18 protein-coding genes and 1 pseudogene are annotated in these 16,586 nt (G+C 68.1%); 9 read left to right on the top strand and 10 right to left on the bottom strand.

The window, feature by feature from the left end; all coding sequences use genetic code 11:
• Positions 1 to 221 precede the first annotated feature (221 nt).
• On the top strand, positions 222 to 1,625 hold the full coding sequence (thrC, locus tag ACZZ93_RS07620) for a threonine synthase (RefSeq protein ID WP_072592216.1): 1,404 nt from the start codon (positions 222 to 224) through the stop codon (positions 1,623 to 1,625).
• A gap of 5 nt (positions 1,626 to 1,630) precedes the next feature.
• On the opposite strand, the gene ACZZ93_RS07615 is transcribed toward thrC, so the two are convergent.
• From ACZZ93_RS07615 to ACZZ93_RS07600, 4 genes are all read right to left on the bottom strand, one after another.
• Complete coding sequence (locus tag ACZZ93_RS07615; RefSeq protein WP_053098821.1) at positions 1,631 to 2,041, bottom strand: VOC family protein; 411 nt, start codon at positions 2,039 to 2,041, stop codon at positions 1,631 to 1,633.
• Between the two features lie 94 nt (positions 2,042 to 2,135).
• Positions 2,136 to 2,402 carry a thioredoxin domain-containing protein gene (locus tag ACZZ93_RS07610; protein ID WP_053098822.1) on the bottom strand — a complete coding sequence of 89 codons (267 nt, stop codon included), beginning with the start codon at positions 2,400 to 2,402 and terminating at the stop codon, positions 2,136 to 2,138.
• 62 nt (positions 2,403 to 2,464) lie between these two features.
• Entirely contained in the window at positions 2,465 to 2,863 is a 399-nt protein-coding gene (locus tag ACZZ93_RS07605) for a DUF1801 domain-containing protein (RefSeq protein WP_053098823.1), read from the bottom strand.
• Positions 2,864 to 2,903: 40 nt separating this feature from the next.
• The gene (locus ACZZ93_RS07600) at positions 2,904 to 3,914 is read right to left on the bottom strand and encodes an FUSC family protein (RefSeq protein WP_053098824.1); all 1,011 of its coding nucleotides are present in this window, start codon (positions 3,912 to 3,914) and stop codon (positions 2,904 to 2,906) included.
• Here ACZZ93_RS07600 and ACZZ93_RS07595 point away from each other — a divergent pair.
• Positions 3,823 to 5,250: pseudogene (locus ACZZ93_RS07595) on the top strand (M20/M25/M40 family metallo-hydrolase); the annotation flags it as partial. The gene ACZZ93_RS07600 and the pseudogene ACZZ93_RS07595 overlap by 92 nt on opposite strands.
• Positions 5,251 to 5,401: 151 nt before the next feature.
• A complete protein-coding gene (locus tag ACZZ93_RS07590) occupies positions 5,402 to 6,856 on the top strand; it encodes an MFS transporter (RefSeq protein WP_463510786.1) in 1,455 nt (484 codons plus the stop codon).
• Positions 6,857 to 6,880: 24 nt separating this feature from the next.
• On the opposite strand, the gene ACZZ93_RS07585 is transcribed toward ACZZ93_RS07590, so the two are convergent.
• From ACZZ93_RS07585 to ACZZ93_RS07575, 3 genes are all read right to left on the bottom strand, one after another.
• Positions 6,881 to 7,138: a hypothetical protein gene (locus ACZZ93_RS07585; protein ID WP_072592217.1), complete on the bottom strand. Its 258-nt coding sequence runs from the start codon at positions 7,136 to 7,138 to the stop codon at positions 6,881 to 6,883.
• Between the two features lie 147 nt (positions 7,139 to 7,285).
• Entirely contained in the window at positions 7,286 to 7,690 is a 405-nt protein-coding gene (locus ACZZ93_RS07580) for a VOC family protein (protein WP_053098827.1), read from the bottom strand.
• 33 nt (positions 7,691 to 7,723) lie between these two features.
• Entirely contained in the window at positions 7,724 to 8,491 is a 768-nt protein-coding gene (locus ACZZ93_RS07575) for a siderophore-interacting protein (RefSeq protein WP_187249977.1), read from the bottom strand.
• Positions 8,492 to 8,593: 102 nt separating this feature from the next.
• Between ACZZ93_RS07575 and ACZZ93_RS07570 the strand changes: the two genes are divergently transcribed.
• The 4 genes from ACZZ93_RS07570 to ACZZ93_RS07555 are packed head-to-tail and all read left to right on the top strand — an operon-like array spanning position 8,594 to position 12,407.
• Positions 8,594 to 9,586: a siderophore ABC transporter substrate-binding protein gene (locus tag ACZZ93_RS07570; RefSeq protein WP_463510785.1), complete on the top strand. Its 993-nt coding sequence runs from the start codon at positions 8,594 to 8,596 to the stop codon at positions 9,584 to 9,586.
• 52 nt (positions 9,587 to 9,638) lie between these two features.
• The gene (locus ACZZ93_RS07565; RefSeq protein WP_463510784.1) at positions 9,639 to 10,637 is read left to right on the top strand and encodes an iron chelate uptake ABC transporter family permease subunit; all 999 of its coding nucleotides are present in this window, start codon (positions 9,639 to 9,641) and stop codon (positions 10,635 to 10,637) included.
• Positions 10,630 to 11,655: an iron chelate uptake ABC transporter family permease subunit gene (locus ACZZ93_RS07560; protein WP_187249980.1), complete on the top strand. Its 1,026-nt coding sequence runs from the start codon at positions 10,630 to 10,632 to the stop codon at positions 11,653 to 11,655. Before ACZZ93_RS07565 ends, ACZZ93_RS07560 begins: the two co-directional genes overlap by 8 nt.
• Entirely contained in the window at positions 11,652 to 12,407 is a 756-nt protein-coding gene (locus tag ACZZ93_RS07555) for an iron ABC transporter ATP-binding protein (RefSeq protein ID WP_285365125.1), read from the top strand. Before ACZZ93_RS07560 ends, ACZZ93_RS07555 begins: the two co-directional genes overlap by 4 nt.
• Before the next feature lie 3 nt (positions 12,408 to 12,410).
• Here ACZZ93_RS07555 and ACZZ93_RS07550 read toward each other — a convergent pair whose 3' ends face one another.
• The 3 genes from ACZZ93_RS07550 to ACZZ93_RS07540 are packed head-to-tail and all read right to left on the bottom strand — an operon-like array spanning position 12,411 to position 14,341.
• Positions 12,411 to 12,608, bottom strand: coding sequence for a hypothetical protein (locus ACZZ93_RS07550; protein WP_053098832.1), 198 nt, complete (start codon positions 12,606 to 12,608; stop codon positions 12,411 to 12,413).
• Positions 12,609 to 12,612: 4 nt separating this feature from the next.
• Positions 12,613 to 13,605: a DNA-3-methyladenine glycosylase family protein gene (locus tag ACZZ93_RS07545; protein WP_463510783.1), complete on the bottom strand. Its 993-nt coding sequence runs from the start codon at positions 13,603 to 13,605 to the stop codon at positions 12,613 to 12,615.
• Positions 13,606 to 13,639: 34 nt separating this feature from the next.
• A complete protein-coding gene (locus ACZZ93_RS07540) occupies positions 13,640 to 14,341 on the bottom strand; it encodes a winged helix-turn-helix domain-containing protein (protein WP_463510782.1) in 702 nt (233 codons plus the stop codon).
• Between the two features lie 328 nt (positions 14,342 to 14,669).
• Here ACZZ93_RS07540 and ACZZ93_RS07535 point away from each other — a divergent pair, with 328 nt between their 5' ends.
• Complete coding sequence (locus ACZZ93_RS07535) at positions 14,670 to 14,978, top strand: GNAT family N-acetyltransferase (protein WP_053099389.1); 309 nt, start codon at positions 14,670 to 14,672, stop codon at positions 14,976 to 14,978.
• A 153-nt stretch (positions 14,979 to 15,131) separates the two neighbouring features.
• The gene (locus ACZZ93_RS07530; RefSeq protein WP_053098835.1) at positions 15,132 to 16,577 is read left to right on the top strand and encodes an MFS transporter; all 1,446 of its coding nucleotides are present in this window, start codon (positions 15,132 to 15,134) and stop codon (positions 16,575 to 16,577) included.
• Positions 16,578 to 16,586 lie beyond the last annotated feature (9 nt).

Genomic DNA, 16,586 nt, shown 5'->3' with positions numbered 1-16,586 from the left:
CCGCGGGCTTGTGGTCATGCGCGGTATGGGTCTTCGCAGTCATGAGGGCTCCTGTTCTGTTGATGGGGTCCACGCTAAGAGATACGAGTTCACAGCGGAACACCATTGCCTCCGCGCGATGAACGCGCTATGTCGTGAGACGCGCATCCTGATCGTGAAATCACCCCGCGCCCACCTGCGACAATGGAAGCCCCGTGCCGATCCCGAACCGAGGAGCTCCCGTGCAGTACATCTCCACCCGAGGCGGCATGCAGCCGCTGCCGTACTGCGAGACCCTGCTCGAGGGGCTCGCGCCCGACGGAGGACTGGCCGTCCCCGAGACGATGCCCACGGTCGACGGAGAGACGCTCGAGCGCTGGCGTGCCCTGACGTATCCGCAGCTCGCCACCGAGGTGCTCGGTCTCTTCGCCACGGACATCCCGCGGGCCGATCTCGCCCGCATGACGGAGGCCGCCTACGAGCCGTTCCCTGAAGAGGTCGTGCCCCTGCGGTCGATCGGCGACGATCTCACCCTGGTGGGTCTCTCCGAGGGGCCGACCCTCGCTTTCAAGGACATGGCCATGCAGTTCCTCGGGCAGGTCGTCGAGTACGCGCTCGAGCGCAAGGGCTCTGTCCTCAACATCCTCGGCGCGACCTCGGGAGACACCGGCTCGGCTGCCGAGCACGCTCTTCGCGGCAAGGACCGCATCTCGGTGTTCATGCTGTCCCCGAAGGGGCGCATGAGTGCGTTCCAGCGCGCGCAGATGTTCTCGCTCGACGATGACAACATCCACAACATCGTCGTCGACGGCGTGTTCGACGATTGCCAGAACCTCGTCAAGTCCCTCGCCGGCGACCTCGACTTCAAGCGCGCTCAGCACCTCGGTGCGGTCAACTCGATCAACCTCGCCCGCATCACCGCCCAGGTCGTCTACTACTTCTGGGCGTGGCTGCGTGCGACGGACGCCGGGGGATGGACCGAGGTGTCGTTCACGGTGCCGTCCGGAAACTTCGGCAACATCCTCTCGGGGTTCTTCGCGAAGGAGATGGGGCTGCCCATCCGTCGCCTCGTGCTCGCCGCCAACGAGAACAACGTCCTCGACGAGTTCTTCCGCACCGGCGTCTACCGGCCGCGGAGCGCCGCGCAGACGCTCGCCACCTCGAGCCCGTCGATGGACATCTCGAAGGCGTCGAACCTCGAGCGCTTCATCTTCGAACTCGTGGGTCGCGACGCGAGCCGCGTCGTGAAGGCCTGGCAGGAGCTCGACACCCAGGGTTTCTTCGATTTCACCTCCGATCTGGCGCGTTTCGTCGAGGAGTTCGGCATCGTCAGCGGCACCTCGACGCACGACGACAGGCTCGCGACGATCAGGTCCGTCTACGAGGCGACGGGGGACATCATCGACCCGCACACTGCCGACGGAGTCAAGGTCGCTCGCGAGAACGTCGAGCCCGGCGTGCCCATGCTGGTGCTCGAGACGGCGAAGCCGCAGAAGTTCGCCGAGACGATCCGCGAGGCGATCGGCGTCGAGCTCGAGTACTCCTCAGAGCTGCGCGCGATGCTCGACGCTCCGCAGCGCAGGACCGAGATGGCCGACGACGAGCACGAGCTCCGAGCGTTCATCGAGGCCGAAGCCCTGCGCTGAGCGACTCACTCCGGGTCGCCGTGCAGCATCCAGGGGACTCCGAAACGATCGACGAGCATTCCGAACGTGCCGCCCCACGGCGGGGTGTCGAGCGGCATGGTGATCGCCGCACCGTCGGACAGGGCGTCCCAGACCTGTTGCGTCTTCTCCTGCGAGTTGCCGCTGAGTGAGACCGAGAATCCCTGGGGCGGCTCGAACGGGATGCCGTCGGGGGTGTCTGAGGCCATGAGCACCAGGCCGTCCGGCGTCGTGAGCTGCGCATGCATCACGAGATCGTGCTGATCCGGGTTCTGGACCATGTCGGGGAACTCGCCGAACACGTTGATCTCGAGATCACCGCCGAGCACGCCCTGATAGAACTCCATCGCCTGTCGCGCCTCGGTGCGGAACGAGAGATAGGGATTGAGATTGGCCATGACTGCCCCCAGCCTTGTCAGGCGGGGCCGCCGTCGGTCCCGCTGCGGCTCATTCTGCGCCGGGGGTCGGACATCCGCAAGAGCGACGTCGCGCTCAGGCGGGGAGGGCCTTCACCGCCGCCGTGAGCACCTGAGGCACCGTCGGCACACCTTCGGCGCGGAACACTTCTGCGCCCGAATCATCGCGGATGATGACGGTCGGGGTGAAGCGGATGTCGAGCGCCTCCGCGGCATCCGGTTCTCTCGCGACGTCGATCTCGGTGACGGTCGCGTCGGGAAGGTAGCGCACGGCGTCCTCCACGACCGAGCGGGTGCGCGAGCACGCTCCGCAGAACGCGGAGGTCACGAGCGTCAGTTCCATGGCTCTCCTCTCGGCTCTCGAGGTGCAACCGCGCACCGTCTCGCGGTGTTCCCGAGCCGCGATCAGAACGAGGTGCGCTTGACGAGGCCCCGGTTCGTGCGGATGTGCTCGTAGTCCCATTGCACGACCCGCGACTCCGACAGCCAGACGGCGAGCCGGTCGGTGTCGATCTCCGAGGCGGAGGTGAATCTCTTCTCGGCGGCCTCGAAGGATCCTGAGGCGACGAGTCCGGGCTCTGCGAACGACTGGCCGCTCCAGAACATCAGTCGGACGGCATCCTTCAAGCGGTCGTATCCGACGATCGGATTGCCGTCGAGGAACCAGACCGGGTGCGCGTGCCAGACCTTGGCGGCGGCGTCGGGGAGTGCTCGGTCGATCTCGTCCGCGAGGAGGTCGCAGATCAGTCGATCCTCCGAGCTGAGCCTGCGGTGGTAGTCGGCGATCTCAGGCGCACGGGTCATGCTGCGAGTATGGCGCGTGCGACGGCAGACGTCGAGGGAGTCACACGGAAGACGTGGTCGCGCGCGGATGCAGCAAGCCGGAGATCGCACCCAGAGCAGCTCCGACGAGGGTGTCGACGATCCTCTCCCCGGCGACGTCCATCGAACCGATCTCGCCCGTCGCTGCGCCCGTCAGCAGAAGCACCAGAGGGGTGATGAAGACGAGCGCGAGAGCGTAGTGCCTGACGACGACGAGCTCGATCGTGAACTGCAGCGCGCCCAGCAGCAGAGCGAGCCACAGCCCCGACGGATGCAGCAGCGCGAGCAGCGCGTACACGCCGGCCCCGACCACGGTTCCGAGCATGCGATGGAGTCCGCGCTGGACGGCGGCGCGACGGGCGGCGGCCACGCCGATCACCGCCACCGCCGACCCCACGATCCAGTACGTCCGGGTGGGGTCGATCACCAGTCCCAGCAGGACGCCGATGACGGCGACGATCGCGACCCGGATCACGAGCATGCGCGAATCGGGGGTGAACGCGGGGCCCGGGAGCAGCTCGCTCAGCGGCCGAGCGGAGATCGAGCGCGCTCGGGGACGCAGAAGCGGCGCCATCGCGACCAGATAGGAGAACACGCAGCCGGCCGCGAGTGCCCCGAGGTAGGTCAGCGGTGCCAGGGGCGAGCTCGCCACGACGTGCGCCGACAGGCCGAACACCAGCACGAAGAAGAGCGGTCCGGGCGGGCCGAGCCGGAACCCGAACGCCAGGGCAGCGCTGACGACCGCGACCACCACGACGCCGATGCTCACGAGCCAGGCGTTGGCGGAGACAGCCACTCCGAGAGCGGCGCTGACGATGAGGCCCGCGGCGACGAACGGCAGGATCCTCGCCCGATCGATCACCGGTGCCGTCCCGGCGAAGAGGACCGTGAACGCGCCCGAGGCCGCGACGTAGCCGAGCGACGCCTCGCCGAGCACGGTCATGACCGCTATCGGCACCGCGATGCCCAGCGCCGCTTGGGTGGCGAGATGCCAGCGCGGACCGCGCTTGGGCGCCAGGGCGAACAGGCTCATCCCTCCATTGTCTCGCGTCGCCGGCGCTGAGCAGGACGGACGTCGACCGGAGTGCGGCGAGCCGGCGGGAATCGTCCCCGGCGATACGATGGCCGACGTGACGGAACCTCGACCGGGAATCGCCGAACGGCTTTCGCAGATGATCCAGCTGCCGACCGTGTCGGCCGAGGTCGAGGAGCGCGGAACCGAGCCGTTCGAGTCGTTCGTCGCTCTGATCGCGCAGCTCTACCCGCTCGTCCACGAGCATCTCGCACTCGAACGGCACACCGATTTCGGGCTGCTCTTCCACTGGACGGGCAGGGACGCCGGCGCTGCGGGGCCGGTCGTGCTGATGGCGCATTATGACGTCGTCCCCGTCGACGAGAGCGACGCATGGACGCATCCCCCGTTCGAGGGCGTCATCGCCGACGGAGTCGTCTACGGTCGTGGTGCTCTCGATGACAAGGGTCCGCTGATCGTCGTGCTCGAGGCGGTCGAGAACCTGCTCGCCGACGGGTTCACCCCCGCACGGGACGTCTACCTGTCGTTCGGGGGCAATGAGGAGACCTTCGGTCGAGCAGCCGAGGAGATCGCCCGCGTCCTGCGCGATCGCGGCATCATCCCGTGGCTCGTGGTGGACGAGGGCGGCGCCGTCGTGGATGCGCCGCTGCCCTTCGTTCCGGGACGGGCGGCGATGATCGGCGTGGGGGAGAAGGGCGTCATGACGCTCACGCTCTCGGCGCGTGGTGAGGGCGGTCACGCCTCGGCACCGCCCGCTCTCACAGCGGTCCGGCGCGTGGCGAGGGCCGTCGATCGGCTTGGCCCCCGCACGTTCCGACCGCGTCCGTCGAAGGCGATCGGACGGATGCTGTCGCAGCTCGGAGCTCAGACTCCCGGTCTGGCAGGGCATCTGCTCAGGCTGCTCGGCTCGGCCCCGCCGGTCACCGGCCGGCTGTTCGCCGCGCTCGGCGGCGAGCCCGCAGCACTCGTGCGCACAACGGTGGCTCCGACCATGCAGTCGGGCGGCACTGCCGCGAACGTCCTGCCGTCGCAGGCCTCGGCGACGGTCAACCTGCGCATCGCGCTGGGTGAGACGACGCAGCAGACGGTGCTGCGGGTGCGTCGGCGCATCCGGGATCCGCTCATCACCGTATCCGTCGAGGAGGCGAGCGAGCCGTCGCCCGAGTCCGCGAGCGACAACGCCCAGTTCACGCTGCTCGCCGACGCTCTCGCCGTCTCTCACCCGGGAGTCCCCGCGGTACCGTACGTGATGATGGCGGCGACGGACTCCCGCCACTTCCACCGTTTCGCCCCCGCCGTCTACCGCTTCGCGCCGCTCGAGATGTCGAACGCACAGCGGGCGTCGATCCACGGCGTCGATGAGAACGTCGAGATCGTCGCGCTCGAGCGGGGAGCGGTTCCATCGGGCGCTCCTCGAGCGGCTAGGGTGATCTCACCCTCCGCGGGCGCTTCGGTGCCCGATCCAGTCCTTTCACCGAGGAGCCGCGATGACGCGCACCCGAACTCTGGGAACCCTCGCCACCGTCGTCGGCTTCCTCGCCTTCGTCGAGTTCACCAGCGGCGTGCTGCAGGGCTACTACACGCCCATGCTCACAGACATCGCGCGGCACCTCGGCATCCACGACGCCGATGTCAACTGGCTCGAGGGCACGCAGCTCATGCTGTCGGCTCTGGTGGTGCCCGCTTTCGCGAAGCTCGGCGACATGGTCGGCCACAAGCGGATGCTGCTCATCTCGACGGCGCTCACCGCCGCGGCGGCGCTCGTCCTGCCCTTCACCGATTCGTTCCCCGTGTTCCTGATCGGCTGGACGCTGATGGGGTTCTACGTCGTCTGGCTGCCGCTCGAGATCGCGCTCATCTGGTCGCGCTCCCGTCGCATGGAGGGGCGTTCGTCGATCACGGCGAAGGCCGCGGGACTCCTCGTCGCGGCGCTCGAAGGCGGCGCGATCATCGGTGCGCTCGTGGGTGGAGCCCTGATCGATGTCCTGCCCCTGACGGTGGTGCTGCTCATCCCCGCCGTGCTCATCGTCGTGTGCTTCTTCGTGATCCTGTTCGGGGTGAAGGAGTCTCCCGATCCGACCGGCGGTGTCTTCGACACTGTCGGCGTCGTGCTGATCTCGCTCGCGCTGATCTGCTTCACCGGGGGTCTCAGCCTGCTCCGTCTCGAGGGCGGACTCGTCAACCCCTGGTCCTGGGCCGTCGTCGTCCTCGGCCTTCTGCTCGTCATCCCGTTCGTGCTCTGGGAACTGCGCTGCGACGACCCGCTCATCGACGTGCGCATGTTCCGCTCGCCGGCACTCGGCCCGGTCTTCCTCACCGCCGGCCTGTTCGGGGTGAGCGTGCTGGGTGCACAGGCGCCGCTGTCGACATTCGCCCGCACCGACCCCGGTGTCTACGGCTACGGGCTCGGAACCTCGGGTTTCGCGACGTCCCTGATCATCGGGCTCTACCTGATCGCGATGATCGCGGGAGCCCTGCTGTTCCCGCTCATCGCTCGTCTGCTGACTCCGCGGATCACCCTGATGGGCGCATCCCTGCTCGTCGGCATCGGCTTCCTGCTGTTCCTTCCGTTCCACGATTCGTACGTGCAGGTGGTGACCAACATGGTCATCGTCGGCCTCGGCTCGGGTGCTCTCGTGGCCGCCCTTCCCGCGGCTGCGGCGTCGGCGGCTCCGGCGACCCAGACGGGCGTCGCGACAGGCCTCACGAACTCGGTCAAGACCGTGGGCGGAGCGATCGCCTCGTGCATCTTCGGGATCGCGCTCCTCAACGGCGTGAGCGGGGCGGTCGAAGGCACTGCGGGATCATTCGCCGGGTACATCACCGTGTGGGTGGTCTGCGGTGTGACCGCGCTGATCGCCGCCGCGATCCTCGTTTTCGTTCCGAAAGAAGCCTTCACCGACCGCACGGATGCCGAGGCCGTCGCCGCACCCGTGGTCTAAGCTGCGGGCGGCCGGCTGCCGGTGTCAGTCGCGGTCGAGGCCGAATGAGCGCTTGACGACGGCCTGCATGTCGCGGTCGAGTCCGTCGATCCGCGTGTTCACGGCATCGAAGCGGGCGTTCATCTCGCCCCGGAGTCCGCCGATCTGTGCGTTCATCTCCCCGCGCAGCCCGCCGATCTCGGTGCGCACCACGCGGATGAACAACGTCGAGACGACCGTGAGCATGCCGAACATGAGCGCGGTGAAGCACCCGATCATGGTCCAGATCTGAGCGTCGTTCATGAGGTGCACCGTGTCATCCTCGCATCGTTCCAGACGAGGAATCGGAAGAGGCGTCGCTGTATACCGCCATCCCGAACAGTGGGAGGAACTCGTGTTCCGGCCTCGGTGTGCAGGAGAGCCGGGCTCACCCGCCGCAGAGCTCGCGCGTCACTCGGACTCGCGCGGCGGGTTGTGCATGAACTCGATACGGATGCCGTCGGCATCCTCCACGAACGAGGCGTAGTAGCGCTCCGTGTATCGCGGATATTCCTTGGGCTCGCGCACGGCCGACCATCCCGCATCGCGCGCGACGGCGTGAAGGCGGTCGACCTCGTCTCGCGTCGACACCGAGAAAGCGATGTGCTGCCATCCCACGCGGCCGTGACGATGGGGCCCGGATTCCTCATCCCAGGCGTACAGGATGATCTCGGTCTCGTCGCCGTTGTGCCACGAGATCGAGTGGTCGTCCTCGCCGCCGCTCTGATAGCCGAGGGCCGTCAGCACGGGATGGAACTGCGCGCGACCGCGCTCCAGCTCGTTGACGGTGATGCCCAGGTGATCCAGAAGAGCCATGCGTCCAGTCTTCCAGTCGGCGCCCGGATCGCACTAGTGCGGAGCGTGGTACTCCGCTTCGCCTCGCTTCCAATAGCCCTTGACCACCGCGTTCGCGGAGTCGACGCCCCACCGGCTGAGCAGCGCGCGCCCGGGCTTCACGACCGACTGCTCGGCGGCGATGAACACGAACGGGTCGTCGCCGACCGAATCGTCGGCGGTCAGGCGGTCGAGGAATGCGATGAGGGCGGAGCCTTCGGCGGCGTCGCCACGGTGCAGCCATTCCACGTCGACCGGGGTGTCGATCTCGATCTCCCGGCCGACGGAGGCCGTCTCGATCACGATGCGGGCGGGCACCCCGGCGGGTATCGACGAGGCGAAGCGTCGGATCGCCGGGATGGCGGTCTCGTCTCCGACGAGAAGCCAGGATCCGGGGCTGCCGCTGAGCACGGCCGAACCGCGGGGGCCACCGACTCCGATCGATGCACCCAGCGGAGCGGTCGCGGCCCACGGGGCGCCGACCCCTGCGTCGCCGTGCACCGCGAACTCGACGTCGAGCCAGTCGTCGCCCCAGGCGAGAGGTGTGTACTCGCGACTCGGCGCCTCCCGCATCTGCTCGAGGGACTCCACGGGACCGGACGGGAAGAAGAGGCGCATGTGGTCGTCGGAGCCGGGAGAGTCGAAGCCCTCGAGGTCACTGCCACTGAGCCGGACACGCACGTAGCCAGGGGCCAGCCATTCCCGGGCGGTCAGCGTGACGGTGCGGAAGCGCAGATCGAGGCCGCGGCGCTCGATGGAGAAGCGGGATTTCGTATCGCTCATAAAGTAAGGCTAACCTATCTTGGAGGTGGAGTTAGGGCATCCTAAGTCCGCCGTTCCCGCGCCGTTTCCGCGCACTCATCACCGCAGAACAGGAGTCTCTCCATGTCCATGCCCAGAATCCTCACCGCTACGAGCGTCGGTCTCGTCGGCCTCCTCACCCTCGCCGGCTGCGCCTCCGGCTCCGACGCCGAGCCGCAGGGGACCGCAGCCGCAGCGGACTCGGTCACCGTCGAGGACAACAGCGGATCGCACGAGATCGCCACGCCCCCTGCATCCGTCGTCGCACTGGACAACCGCACGTTCCAGACCCTCTCCGACTGGGGAGTCGAGCTCTCGGCCGGCGCTGTCGCGCTCATGCCGGACACCGTGTCGTACCTCGACGACGAGTCGATCGTCGACATCGGCCTGCACAGCGAGCCCGACCTCGAGGCGATCGTCGCCGTCGAACCCGACCTCATCATCAGCGGCCAGCGATTCACCCAGCACAACGAGGCGATCGCCGAGCTCGTGCCGGACGCCACGATCATCGACCTCGAGCCGCGCGAGGGCGAGCCCTTCGACGAGGAGCTCAAGCGTCAGACCACCGTCCTCGGCGAGATCTTCGGCAAGCAGGACGAGGCGCAGGCGCTCGTCGACGATTTCGGCGCGGCCGTCGAGCGGGCCAAGGCCGCATACGACGACGCCGACACCGTCATGGCGGTGAACACCTCCGGCGGCGAGATCGGGTACCTCGCGCCGACCGTCGGGCGCTCGCTCGGACCGATCTACGACATCCTCGGTCTGACGCCGGCGCTCGAGGTCGATGACGCCTCCGACGACCACCAGGGCGACGACATCTCCGTCGAGGCGATCGCCTCCTCCAACCCCGACTGGCTTCTCGTGCTCGACCGCGATGCGGTCTTCGCCGCCGAGACCCCCGACTACGTGCAGGCGTCCGAGATCCTCGAGAGCTCGGAGGCGCTCGCCGGCGTCACCGCCGTCGCTGACGAGCAGATCGTCTACATGCCCACGGACACCTACCTGAACGAGGGCATCCAGACGTACACCACGTTCCTCGAGGACCTCGCCGACGCGCTCGAGGCCGCGCAGAAGTAGGGCCGACCGGCGGCATCCGCTCCGAGCGGATGCCGCCGTCCGGCGTCGCATGATGACCCGCACCCACACCCGCACCGCATCCATCGAGTCGCCCCGTTCCGTCGGGCGGCTCTTCGACGTGAAGCTGCTCGTCGGCATCCTCGTCGTCGTCGCACTCCTCGTCGTGTCGCTCTTCACGGGTGTGTACGACATCGCGGGGGCCGCGGACGGCGCGGAGATGTTCCAGATCACCCGCGTGCCGCGCACGATCGCGCTCGTCCTCGCGGGAGCCGCCATGGCGATGGCCGGACTCGTGATGCAGCTCCTCACCCAGAACCGCTTCGTCGAACCCACGACCACCGGCACGACCGAGTGGGCAGGGCTCGGTCTGCTGACCGTCATGGTGCTGGTGCCGAACCCGTCGATCCCGTTGAGGATGACGGGCGCCATCATCGCCGCCTTCATCGGCACGATGGTCTTCTTCGCGTTCCTGCGTCGCGTCTCGCTCCGGTCGTCGCTCATCGTCCCGATCGTCGGGATCATGCTCGGCGCCGTCGTCGGATCGGTGTCGACGTACTTCGCGCTCGTCACCGACTCGCTCCAGGCGATCGGCGTCTGGTTCGCCGGCAGCTTCACCTCGGTGCTCCGCGGGCAGTACGAGATGCTCTGGATCGTGGCGGTCGTCGGGGTCGTCGTCTTCATCGTGGCGGACCGCCTCACGATCGCCGGACTCGGGGAGGAGATCGCCACCAACGTCGGCGTCGACTACAACCGCGTGATCCTGCTCGGGACCGTGCTGATCGCCGTCACCACCGGAGTCGTCACGGTCGTCGTCGGCAACCTCCCGTTCCTCGGGCTGATCGTGCCCAACGTCGTCTCGATGGTCCGAGGAGACGACCTGCGCAGCAACCTGCCGTGGGTGTGTCTGCTGGGCATCGCGATCGTCACGGTCTGCGACATCATCGGCCGCACGATCATCATGCCGTTCGAGGTCCCGGTCTCGCTGATCCTCGGGATCGTCGGCGCGATCGTCTTCATCCTCCTCCTGCTGAGGCAGCGTCGTCGTGGCTAGCGCACTCGCGGTCGATGCCCGCACCTCCGGATCCTTCACATCCGCGCGTGCGCGCCGTCGCTACGCCCTGGTGCTGGGCGTCCTCATCGTCCTCTCCGCGGCCTTCGCCTTCGCCCTGCTCGCCTGGGACAACCCCATGCCGATCGGATCGCCTGGGTTCTGGCGCATCGCGAAGCTCCGCGTGACGAATGTGACCGTGATGGCAGTGGTCGCGGTGGCGCAGGCGATCGCGACCGTGAGCTTTCAGACGGTCACGAACAACCGCATCATCACGCCGTCGATCATGGGGTTCGAATCGCTCTATCGGGTGGTGCAGACGACTACGGTCTACCTGTTCGGCGTCGCAGGGCTCGTCGCGATCCAGGGCGTCTGGCAGTTCGGCCTGCAGGTCGTCATCATGGTGGGGCTCGCGATGGCGCTCTACGGATGGCTGCTGTCGGGGCGCTACGGAAACCTCCAGATCATGCTCCTGATCGGGATCATCATCGGCGGCGGACTCGGGGCGATCTCGACCTTCATGCAGCGGCTGCTCACACCGAGCGAGTTCGACGTGCTGGCGGCTCGCCTGTTCGGCAACGTCTCCAACGCGGACGCGTCCTACCTGCCGCTCGCGATCCCGCTGTGCGTCGCCGCGTCCGCGCTGCTGTGGCTGCGGGCACGGCGGCTGAATCTCCTCGCGCTCGGACCCGACGTGTCGCGCTCGCTCGGACTCGACCACAAGCGCGAGCTCTATGCCGTGCTCTTCCTCGTCGCCGTGCTGATGGCGACCTCCACCGCGCTGGTGGGCCCGATGACGTTCCTCGGCTTCCTCGTCGCGACCCTCGCGTACCAGTTCGCCGATACATACGACCACCGGCTCATCTTCCCGGTGGCGGTGCTCACCGCCTTCACGATCCTCGCCGGGGCGTACTTCGTCATGAAGAACGTCTTCTACGCGCAGGGCATGGTGTCGATCCTCATCGAACTCGTCGGAGGAACCGTGTTCCTCGTCGTCATCCTCAGAAAGGGCAGGCTGTGATCACACTCGACGGCGTCCGCCGCGACTACAGCGACCAGGTCGCGATCGGCCCTGTGGACCTCCGGATCCCCTCCGGCGGCATCACGGCACTGATCGGTCCGAACGGCGCGGGAAAGTCGACTCTGCTGACGATGATCGGCCGGCTCGGCGGCATGGACGCCGGAGCGATCGAGATCGCCGGATACGACGTGGCGACCACGAAGTCGAAGGATCTCGCCAAGATCGTCTCGGTGCTGCGGCAGGAGAACCACTTCGTCACCCGTCTCACCGTGCGCCAGCTGGTGGGCTTCGGGCGCTTCCCGCATTCGAAGGGCCGGCTGACGCGCGCCGACGAGGAGCTCATCAGCAGAGCGATCGACTTCCTCGATCTCGGGGACCTCGAAGGTCGATACCTGGACGAGCTCTCCGGCGGCCAGCGACAGCGAGCCTACGTCGCCATGGTCCTGGCGCAGGACACCGAGTTCGTTCTGCTCGACGAGCCACTCAACAACCTCGACATGAAGCACGCCGTGCAGATGATGAAGCACCTGCGCCGGGCGTCGGAGGAGCTGGGGCGCACGATCGTCATCGTGCTGCATGACATCAACTTCGCGGGGCACTACGCCGACCACATCTGCGCCATGAAGGACGGAGCCGTCATCGAGTTCGGGGCGCCCGCCGAGATCATGACCGGCGACGTGCTCACCCGGGTGTTCGATACGCCCGTGCGGGTGGTCGAGGGGCCGTCCGGTCCGTTGGCGGTCTACTACTGACGCTCAGAGCTCGACGCCGTGGTCCTCGTCGTTGACGCCGGTGTTGTGGCCGCGCCGGGACTCGTAGCCGATGAACCAGCCGAGCCAGACGATCGCGGCGAGCAGGATGCCGAGCCAGACGTTCTGGAAGATCAGGCCGATCACGACACCGACGATGAGCAGCCCTGCCGTGACGGAGAAGCGGAGTGCGTTGCGGGACATGGCCTCAGCCTAGGGGCGATCCGCGCCGTGCGGCAGGGTCAGCGACTCCGATGATCTTCGGGGAGAGCCGCGGCCCACGACGGGGTTCGCTCACCCTGCTCGCGAAGATGAGGCGGATCACTCGCTGCCGGTGGCCGGCCCACGGGGCGAGCAGCTCGAGCATCCCGTCGTCATCCGTGCGGTGGCCCGTGAGGGCATAGCCGACCTGATGGGCCAGGTGGTAGTCCCCGACGCTCACGGCGTCAGGATCGCCGAGGGCTCTGATGCGGGTCTCGGCCGAGGTCCAGATGCCGACGCCCGGCAAGCTCGTCAGCACGCGATCGCGCTCCTCGCCGGCGGGGGCGGCCAGAAGTGCGCGCGAGACGCTCTCAGCGCGCTCGGCGGCGCGCACGACGGTCTTCGACTGCGGCGGCTGCACCGCGACCCGGTGCCAGTCCCACGACGGGATGCGGCGCCACTGCGCGGCGGTGGGGGCGGTGTACATCGGCCTCGGGGTGGGACCGGGTGCGCGCTCGCCGAACTTCGTGACGAGCTGTCTCCATGCGCGGAACGCCTCGAGGCCGGTCACCTTCTGCTCGATGATCGCGCACGCGAGAGCGTCGAACACGACGCCCGTGCGAGCCAGGCGGATGCCGACCGACCGGCGTGCGACGTCGGCGATCAGCGGATGATGGGAGGGATCGAAGCCGGTGGGGTCGTCGTTCGCGCCGCACAGCTCCGGGACGCTGTCGAGCGCGTGCTCCGCTCCGTCGCCCCACGCCGTGGCGATGATCTCGTCGCCGCGGGCGCGCAGCGCGAGTGCGGCAGGACCGAGCGGCGTTCGCAGCGTGCGCCAGATCACCGGGCCGTCGAACACCATGGTCGGGTCGCCGGGCCCCCGTCGCAGCATGCCCACCGTCGCGCGGAGATCGACGGGTGCGGCCGGCCGATACACGGTCTCGCGCGGCGCGCCGCGGGAGGCCGCATCGGCGGCTCCGGCATCCGCGGTCAGGGTCATGCGCCCACCATACGTGGCGGGGCTGACACTCGGATCAGAAGCGGTCGGGCGAGGGTGTTCCGTGGCCGTAGCGGATGACGACGTCGGCGTGCCGGTCGAAGCGGTAGCCGATGCCGCGCACGGTGCGGACGATGTCCTCGTAGCGGCCGAGCTTCGCTCGCAGACGCCGCACGTGCACGTCGATCGTGCGCTCGCCGGGAGTCTCGTCGTCCTGCGCCTGCCAGAGCGCGGAGACCAGCTCGCTGCGCTCGATCGTCCGTCCTTCACGGAGCACGAGGTACTGCAGCAGCTCGAACTCCTTGTAGGTGAACGCCGCGGACTCGCCGTCGATCAGCACGCGCTTGCGCGAGATGTCGACCACGACGCCGGCTTCTTCGTCGGTCGCCTCCTCTTCGGCCGCGGCCTTGGTGCGTGCGATCGCACCCGGCTCGTGCAGTGCGAGACGGACGACGTCGAGGTCGCGGCCGCCGGAGCCGTGCGGGGCCAGGGCGACGGTGGCGTGCGTCTCGGCACCCGGTGCGAGCTCGGCGAGGGTGCGGCGCAGAGCGTCGACCAGGAGCGGGAGGCTGACGCCAGCTTCGGCCGCCTTGATCTCGTCGAGACCGACGTAGAGGGCGAATCCTCGCGGCGAGCGGACGGCGGGAAGATCTGCATCGAGCGGTGCGGCGGGCTCCGACGAGACGGTGCGGACGGCGGTGGCGGCGGCGGGACGCTCGAGAAGTGCGATGTTCGACATGATGATGTAGTCCTCAGGACGTGAGCCGGAAGAAGGCTCTGATGCGTTGCATGAATGACCGGGCGAGCCGGGAAGCGAGCACGGGGTGGGTGCTCGGAGACCAGTCCTCGCAGATCGCGAGAAGTCAGGTCAGACGGAGTGGCTGTTCGTTCAGCGACACATTCGGCAACACATGCCAACGCGACCGGGCATCATCATCCCGGCAGTCCTGTTCGCCTCCTGGGCGGACAAAGGGCTTGCGTTGGTAGTCATGGGGGGATTATGTCGGAAGAAGTCCGCGCGTGTCAAAACGGCCGCCGGCCGGGGAGCGAGGCGTAACGTGGAGAAGGTGACCACTTCGACCCTCGCTGCCGGCTTCATCCTCACTGATGAGAAGGACGCCTCGCGGTACACGCTGACGCGCGACGGGCAGCTCGTCAGCGTGCTCGACTATCGCGACGACGGGAACACGATCGCCCTGACGCGAGCCTTCACCATCCCGACTTTCCGCGGCCACGGCTACGCGGGTGTCGTCGTGGAGGGAGCGGTCGCCGAGATCGAGGAGCGCGGAGATCGCAAGGTCGACGCCGTGTGCTGGTATGTCGCCGACTGGTTCCAGGCGCATCCCGAGCACGCGTCCCTGCTGCGCTCGCGCTGACGCATCGACGTGTGACGCTGTGTTACGCGGCGTCATTCCTCCGGTAATATGGATGCTCTGCTCAGCCCCGTCGGCTGAGGTGGTCAGGCGCTGATGCGCGCTGGTCCGAGGCTCGAAACCTCCGGCATCGTCCCCGACACCGGAGGTTCTTCCATGTCATCGTCCCTGCGCGCCCGCCCCCAGACACGGTGGTGGGCGCTCGTCGTCATCTCCCTCACGCAGCTGATCGTCGTCCTCGACGGCACCATCGTCAGCATCGCCCTGCCGCAGGCGCAGGCATCGCTCGGTCTGAGCGACGGCCAGCGTCAGTGGGTGGTCACGGCCTACGCCCTCGCCTTCGGCGCGCTGCTTCTGCTCGGAGGACGCATCGCCGACTACCTCGGTCGCAAGCGCACCTTCATGATCGGGATGGTGGGGTTCGGCGCGGCGTCCCTGTTCGGCGGCCTCGCGCAGTCCGGCTGGGAGCTGATCCTCGCGCGCGGCCTCCAGGGGGTCTTCGCCGCGCTCCTCGCTCCCGCCGCCCTCGCTCTCCTCACCGTGACCTTCCCCTCCGGGAAGGAGCGCAACACGGCGTTCGCCGTCTTCGGGACGGTCGCAGGAACAGGAGCGGCCGTCGGTCTGCTCCTGGGCGGATTCCTCACCGAGTTCACCGATTGGCGCTGGTGCCTGCTCGTCAACCTGTTCTTCGTCGCGATCGGACTGATCGGCGGAGCGCTCTTCCTGACGGAGAGCAAGGCGGACGGCGACAACCGCTACGACGTCTGGGGCGCGATCACCGTGACCCTCGGTCTCGGCTCCCTCGTCTACGGGTTCAGCCTCGCCGAGAACGGCTGGGGCGACCCGCTCACCATCACCTTCCTCGTGCTCGGAGTCGTGCTGCTCGCCGCGTTCGTCTGGGTCGAGAGCCGCGTGGCCCAGCCGCTCCTTCCGCTGCGGGTCGTCGCGGACCGGGTCAGGGGTGGTGCGTTCCTGATCCAGGGCGTGGCCGGAGCGATCATGATCGGCGCGACGCTCTACCTGACCTTCCACCTGCAGTTCGTGCTCGGGATGGGCGCGCTTCAGGCGGGCGCGGCGACCCTGCCGCTGCCGATCGCCACGATGATCATCGCCCCGATCGCGACCAAGCTGCTCGGAGTGATCGGACCGCGGCCGATGATGATCGTCGGACCGCTCATCGCCGCGGCGGGTCTGTTCCTGTTGTCGGGCATCACCCCGGACGGCGCCTACCTGGTGCAGATCGCCCCGGCGCTCGTGCTGCTCGGCGTCGGCATGGGCTTCGTCTTCATCCCGCTGCAGAACCTCGCTCTCACCGGAGTGGCTCCGCACGACGCGGGCATCGCGTCGGCAGTCGCCAACTCGGCCATGCAGATCGGCGGATCGATCGGCCTGTCGGTGTTCACAGCCGTGTACGCCGCGTCGGTCGGAGGGCACGCCCAGGCGGATCTCGACCCCGGGCAGCTGACCGACGCTTACGGCTGGGTCTTCATCGTCGCGTCGATCCTCATGCTCGTCGCCGCCGTGATCGCCGCGGTGATGGTGCGGGGCACGAAGGACGAGCTGATGCCGGCGCAGCCGGGACTGGCCGTCGCTGCGCACTGACGTCGTCGT

Source organism: Microbacterium sp. AC026 (assembly GCF_979258475.1).
Note: the sequence above shows the minus strand (reverse complement) of the source record. Positions and strands in the feature narration are given on the sequence as shown.

What these genes read in the sequence shown, in the direction of transcription:
- ACZZ93_RS07605 (WP_053098823.1), bottom strand. Translation starts at nt 2,863, where the DNA reads ATGACCCGTGCGCCTGAGATCGCCGACTACCACCGCAGGCTCAGCTCG.
- ACZZ93_RS07570 (WP_463510785.1), top strand. Translation starts at nt 8,594, where the DNA reads ATGTCCATGCCCAGAATCCTCACCGCTACGAGCGTCGGTCTCGTCGGC.
- ACZZ93_RS07575 (WP_187249977.1), bottom strand. Translation starts at nt 8,491, where the DNA reads ATGAGCGATACGAAATCCCGCTTCTCCATCGAGCGCCGCGGCCTCGAT.
- ACZZ93_RS07615 (WP_053098821.1), bottom strand. Translation starts at nt 2,041, where the DNA reads ATGGCCAATCTCAATCCCTATCTCTCGTTCCGCACCGAGGCGCGACAG.
- ACZZ93_RS07585 (WP_072592217.1), bottom strand. Translation starts at nt 7,138, where the DNA reads ATGAACGACGCTCAGATCTGGACCATGATCGGGTGCTTCACCGCGCTC.
- ACZZ93_RS07580 (WP_053098827.1), bottom strand. Translation starts at nt 7,690, where the DNA reads ATGGCTCTTCTGGATCACCTGGGCATCACCGTCAACGAGCTGGAGCGC.
- ACZZ93_RS07530 (WP_053098835.1), top strand. Translation starts at nt 15,132, where the DNA reads ATGTCATCGTCCCTGCGCGCCCGCCCCCAGACACGGTGGTGGGCGCTC.
- ACZZ93_RS07600 (WP_053098824.1), bottom strand. Translation starts at nt 3,914, where the DNA reads ATGAGCCTGTTCGCCCTGGCGCCCAAGCGCGGTCCGCGCTGGCATCTC.
- ACZZ93_RS07550 (WP_053098832.1), bottom strand. Translation starts at nt 12,608, where the DNA reads ATGTCCCGCAACGCACTCCGCTTCTCCGTCACGGCAGGGCTGCTCATC.
- ACZZ93_RS07610 (WP_053098822.1), bottom strand. Translation starts at nt 2,402, where the DNA reads ATGGAACTGACGCTCGTGACCTCCGCGTTCTGCGGAGCGTGCTCGCGC.
- ACZZ93_RS07545 (WP_463510783.1), bottom strand. Translation starts at nt 13,605, where the DNA reads ATGACCCTGACCGCGGATGCCGGAGCCGCCGATGCGGCCTCCCGCGGC.
- ACZZ93_RS07590 (WP_463510786.1), top strand. Translation starts at nt 5,402, where the DNA reads ATGACGCGCACCCGAACTCTGGGAACCCTCGCCACCGTCGTCGGCTTC.
- ACZZ93_RS07540 (WP_463510782.1), bottom strand. Translation starts at nt 14,341, where the DNA reads ATGTCGAACATCGCACTTCTCGAGCGTCCCGCCGCCGCCACCGCCGTC.
- ACZZ93_RS07565 (WP_463510784.1), top strand. Translation starts at nt 9,639, where the DNA reads ATGACCCGCACCCACACCCGCACCGCATCCATCGAGTCGCCCCGTTCC.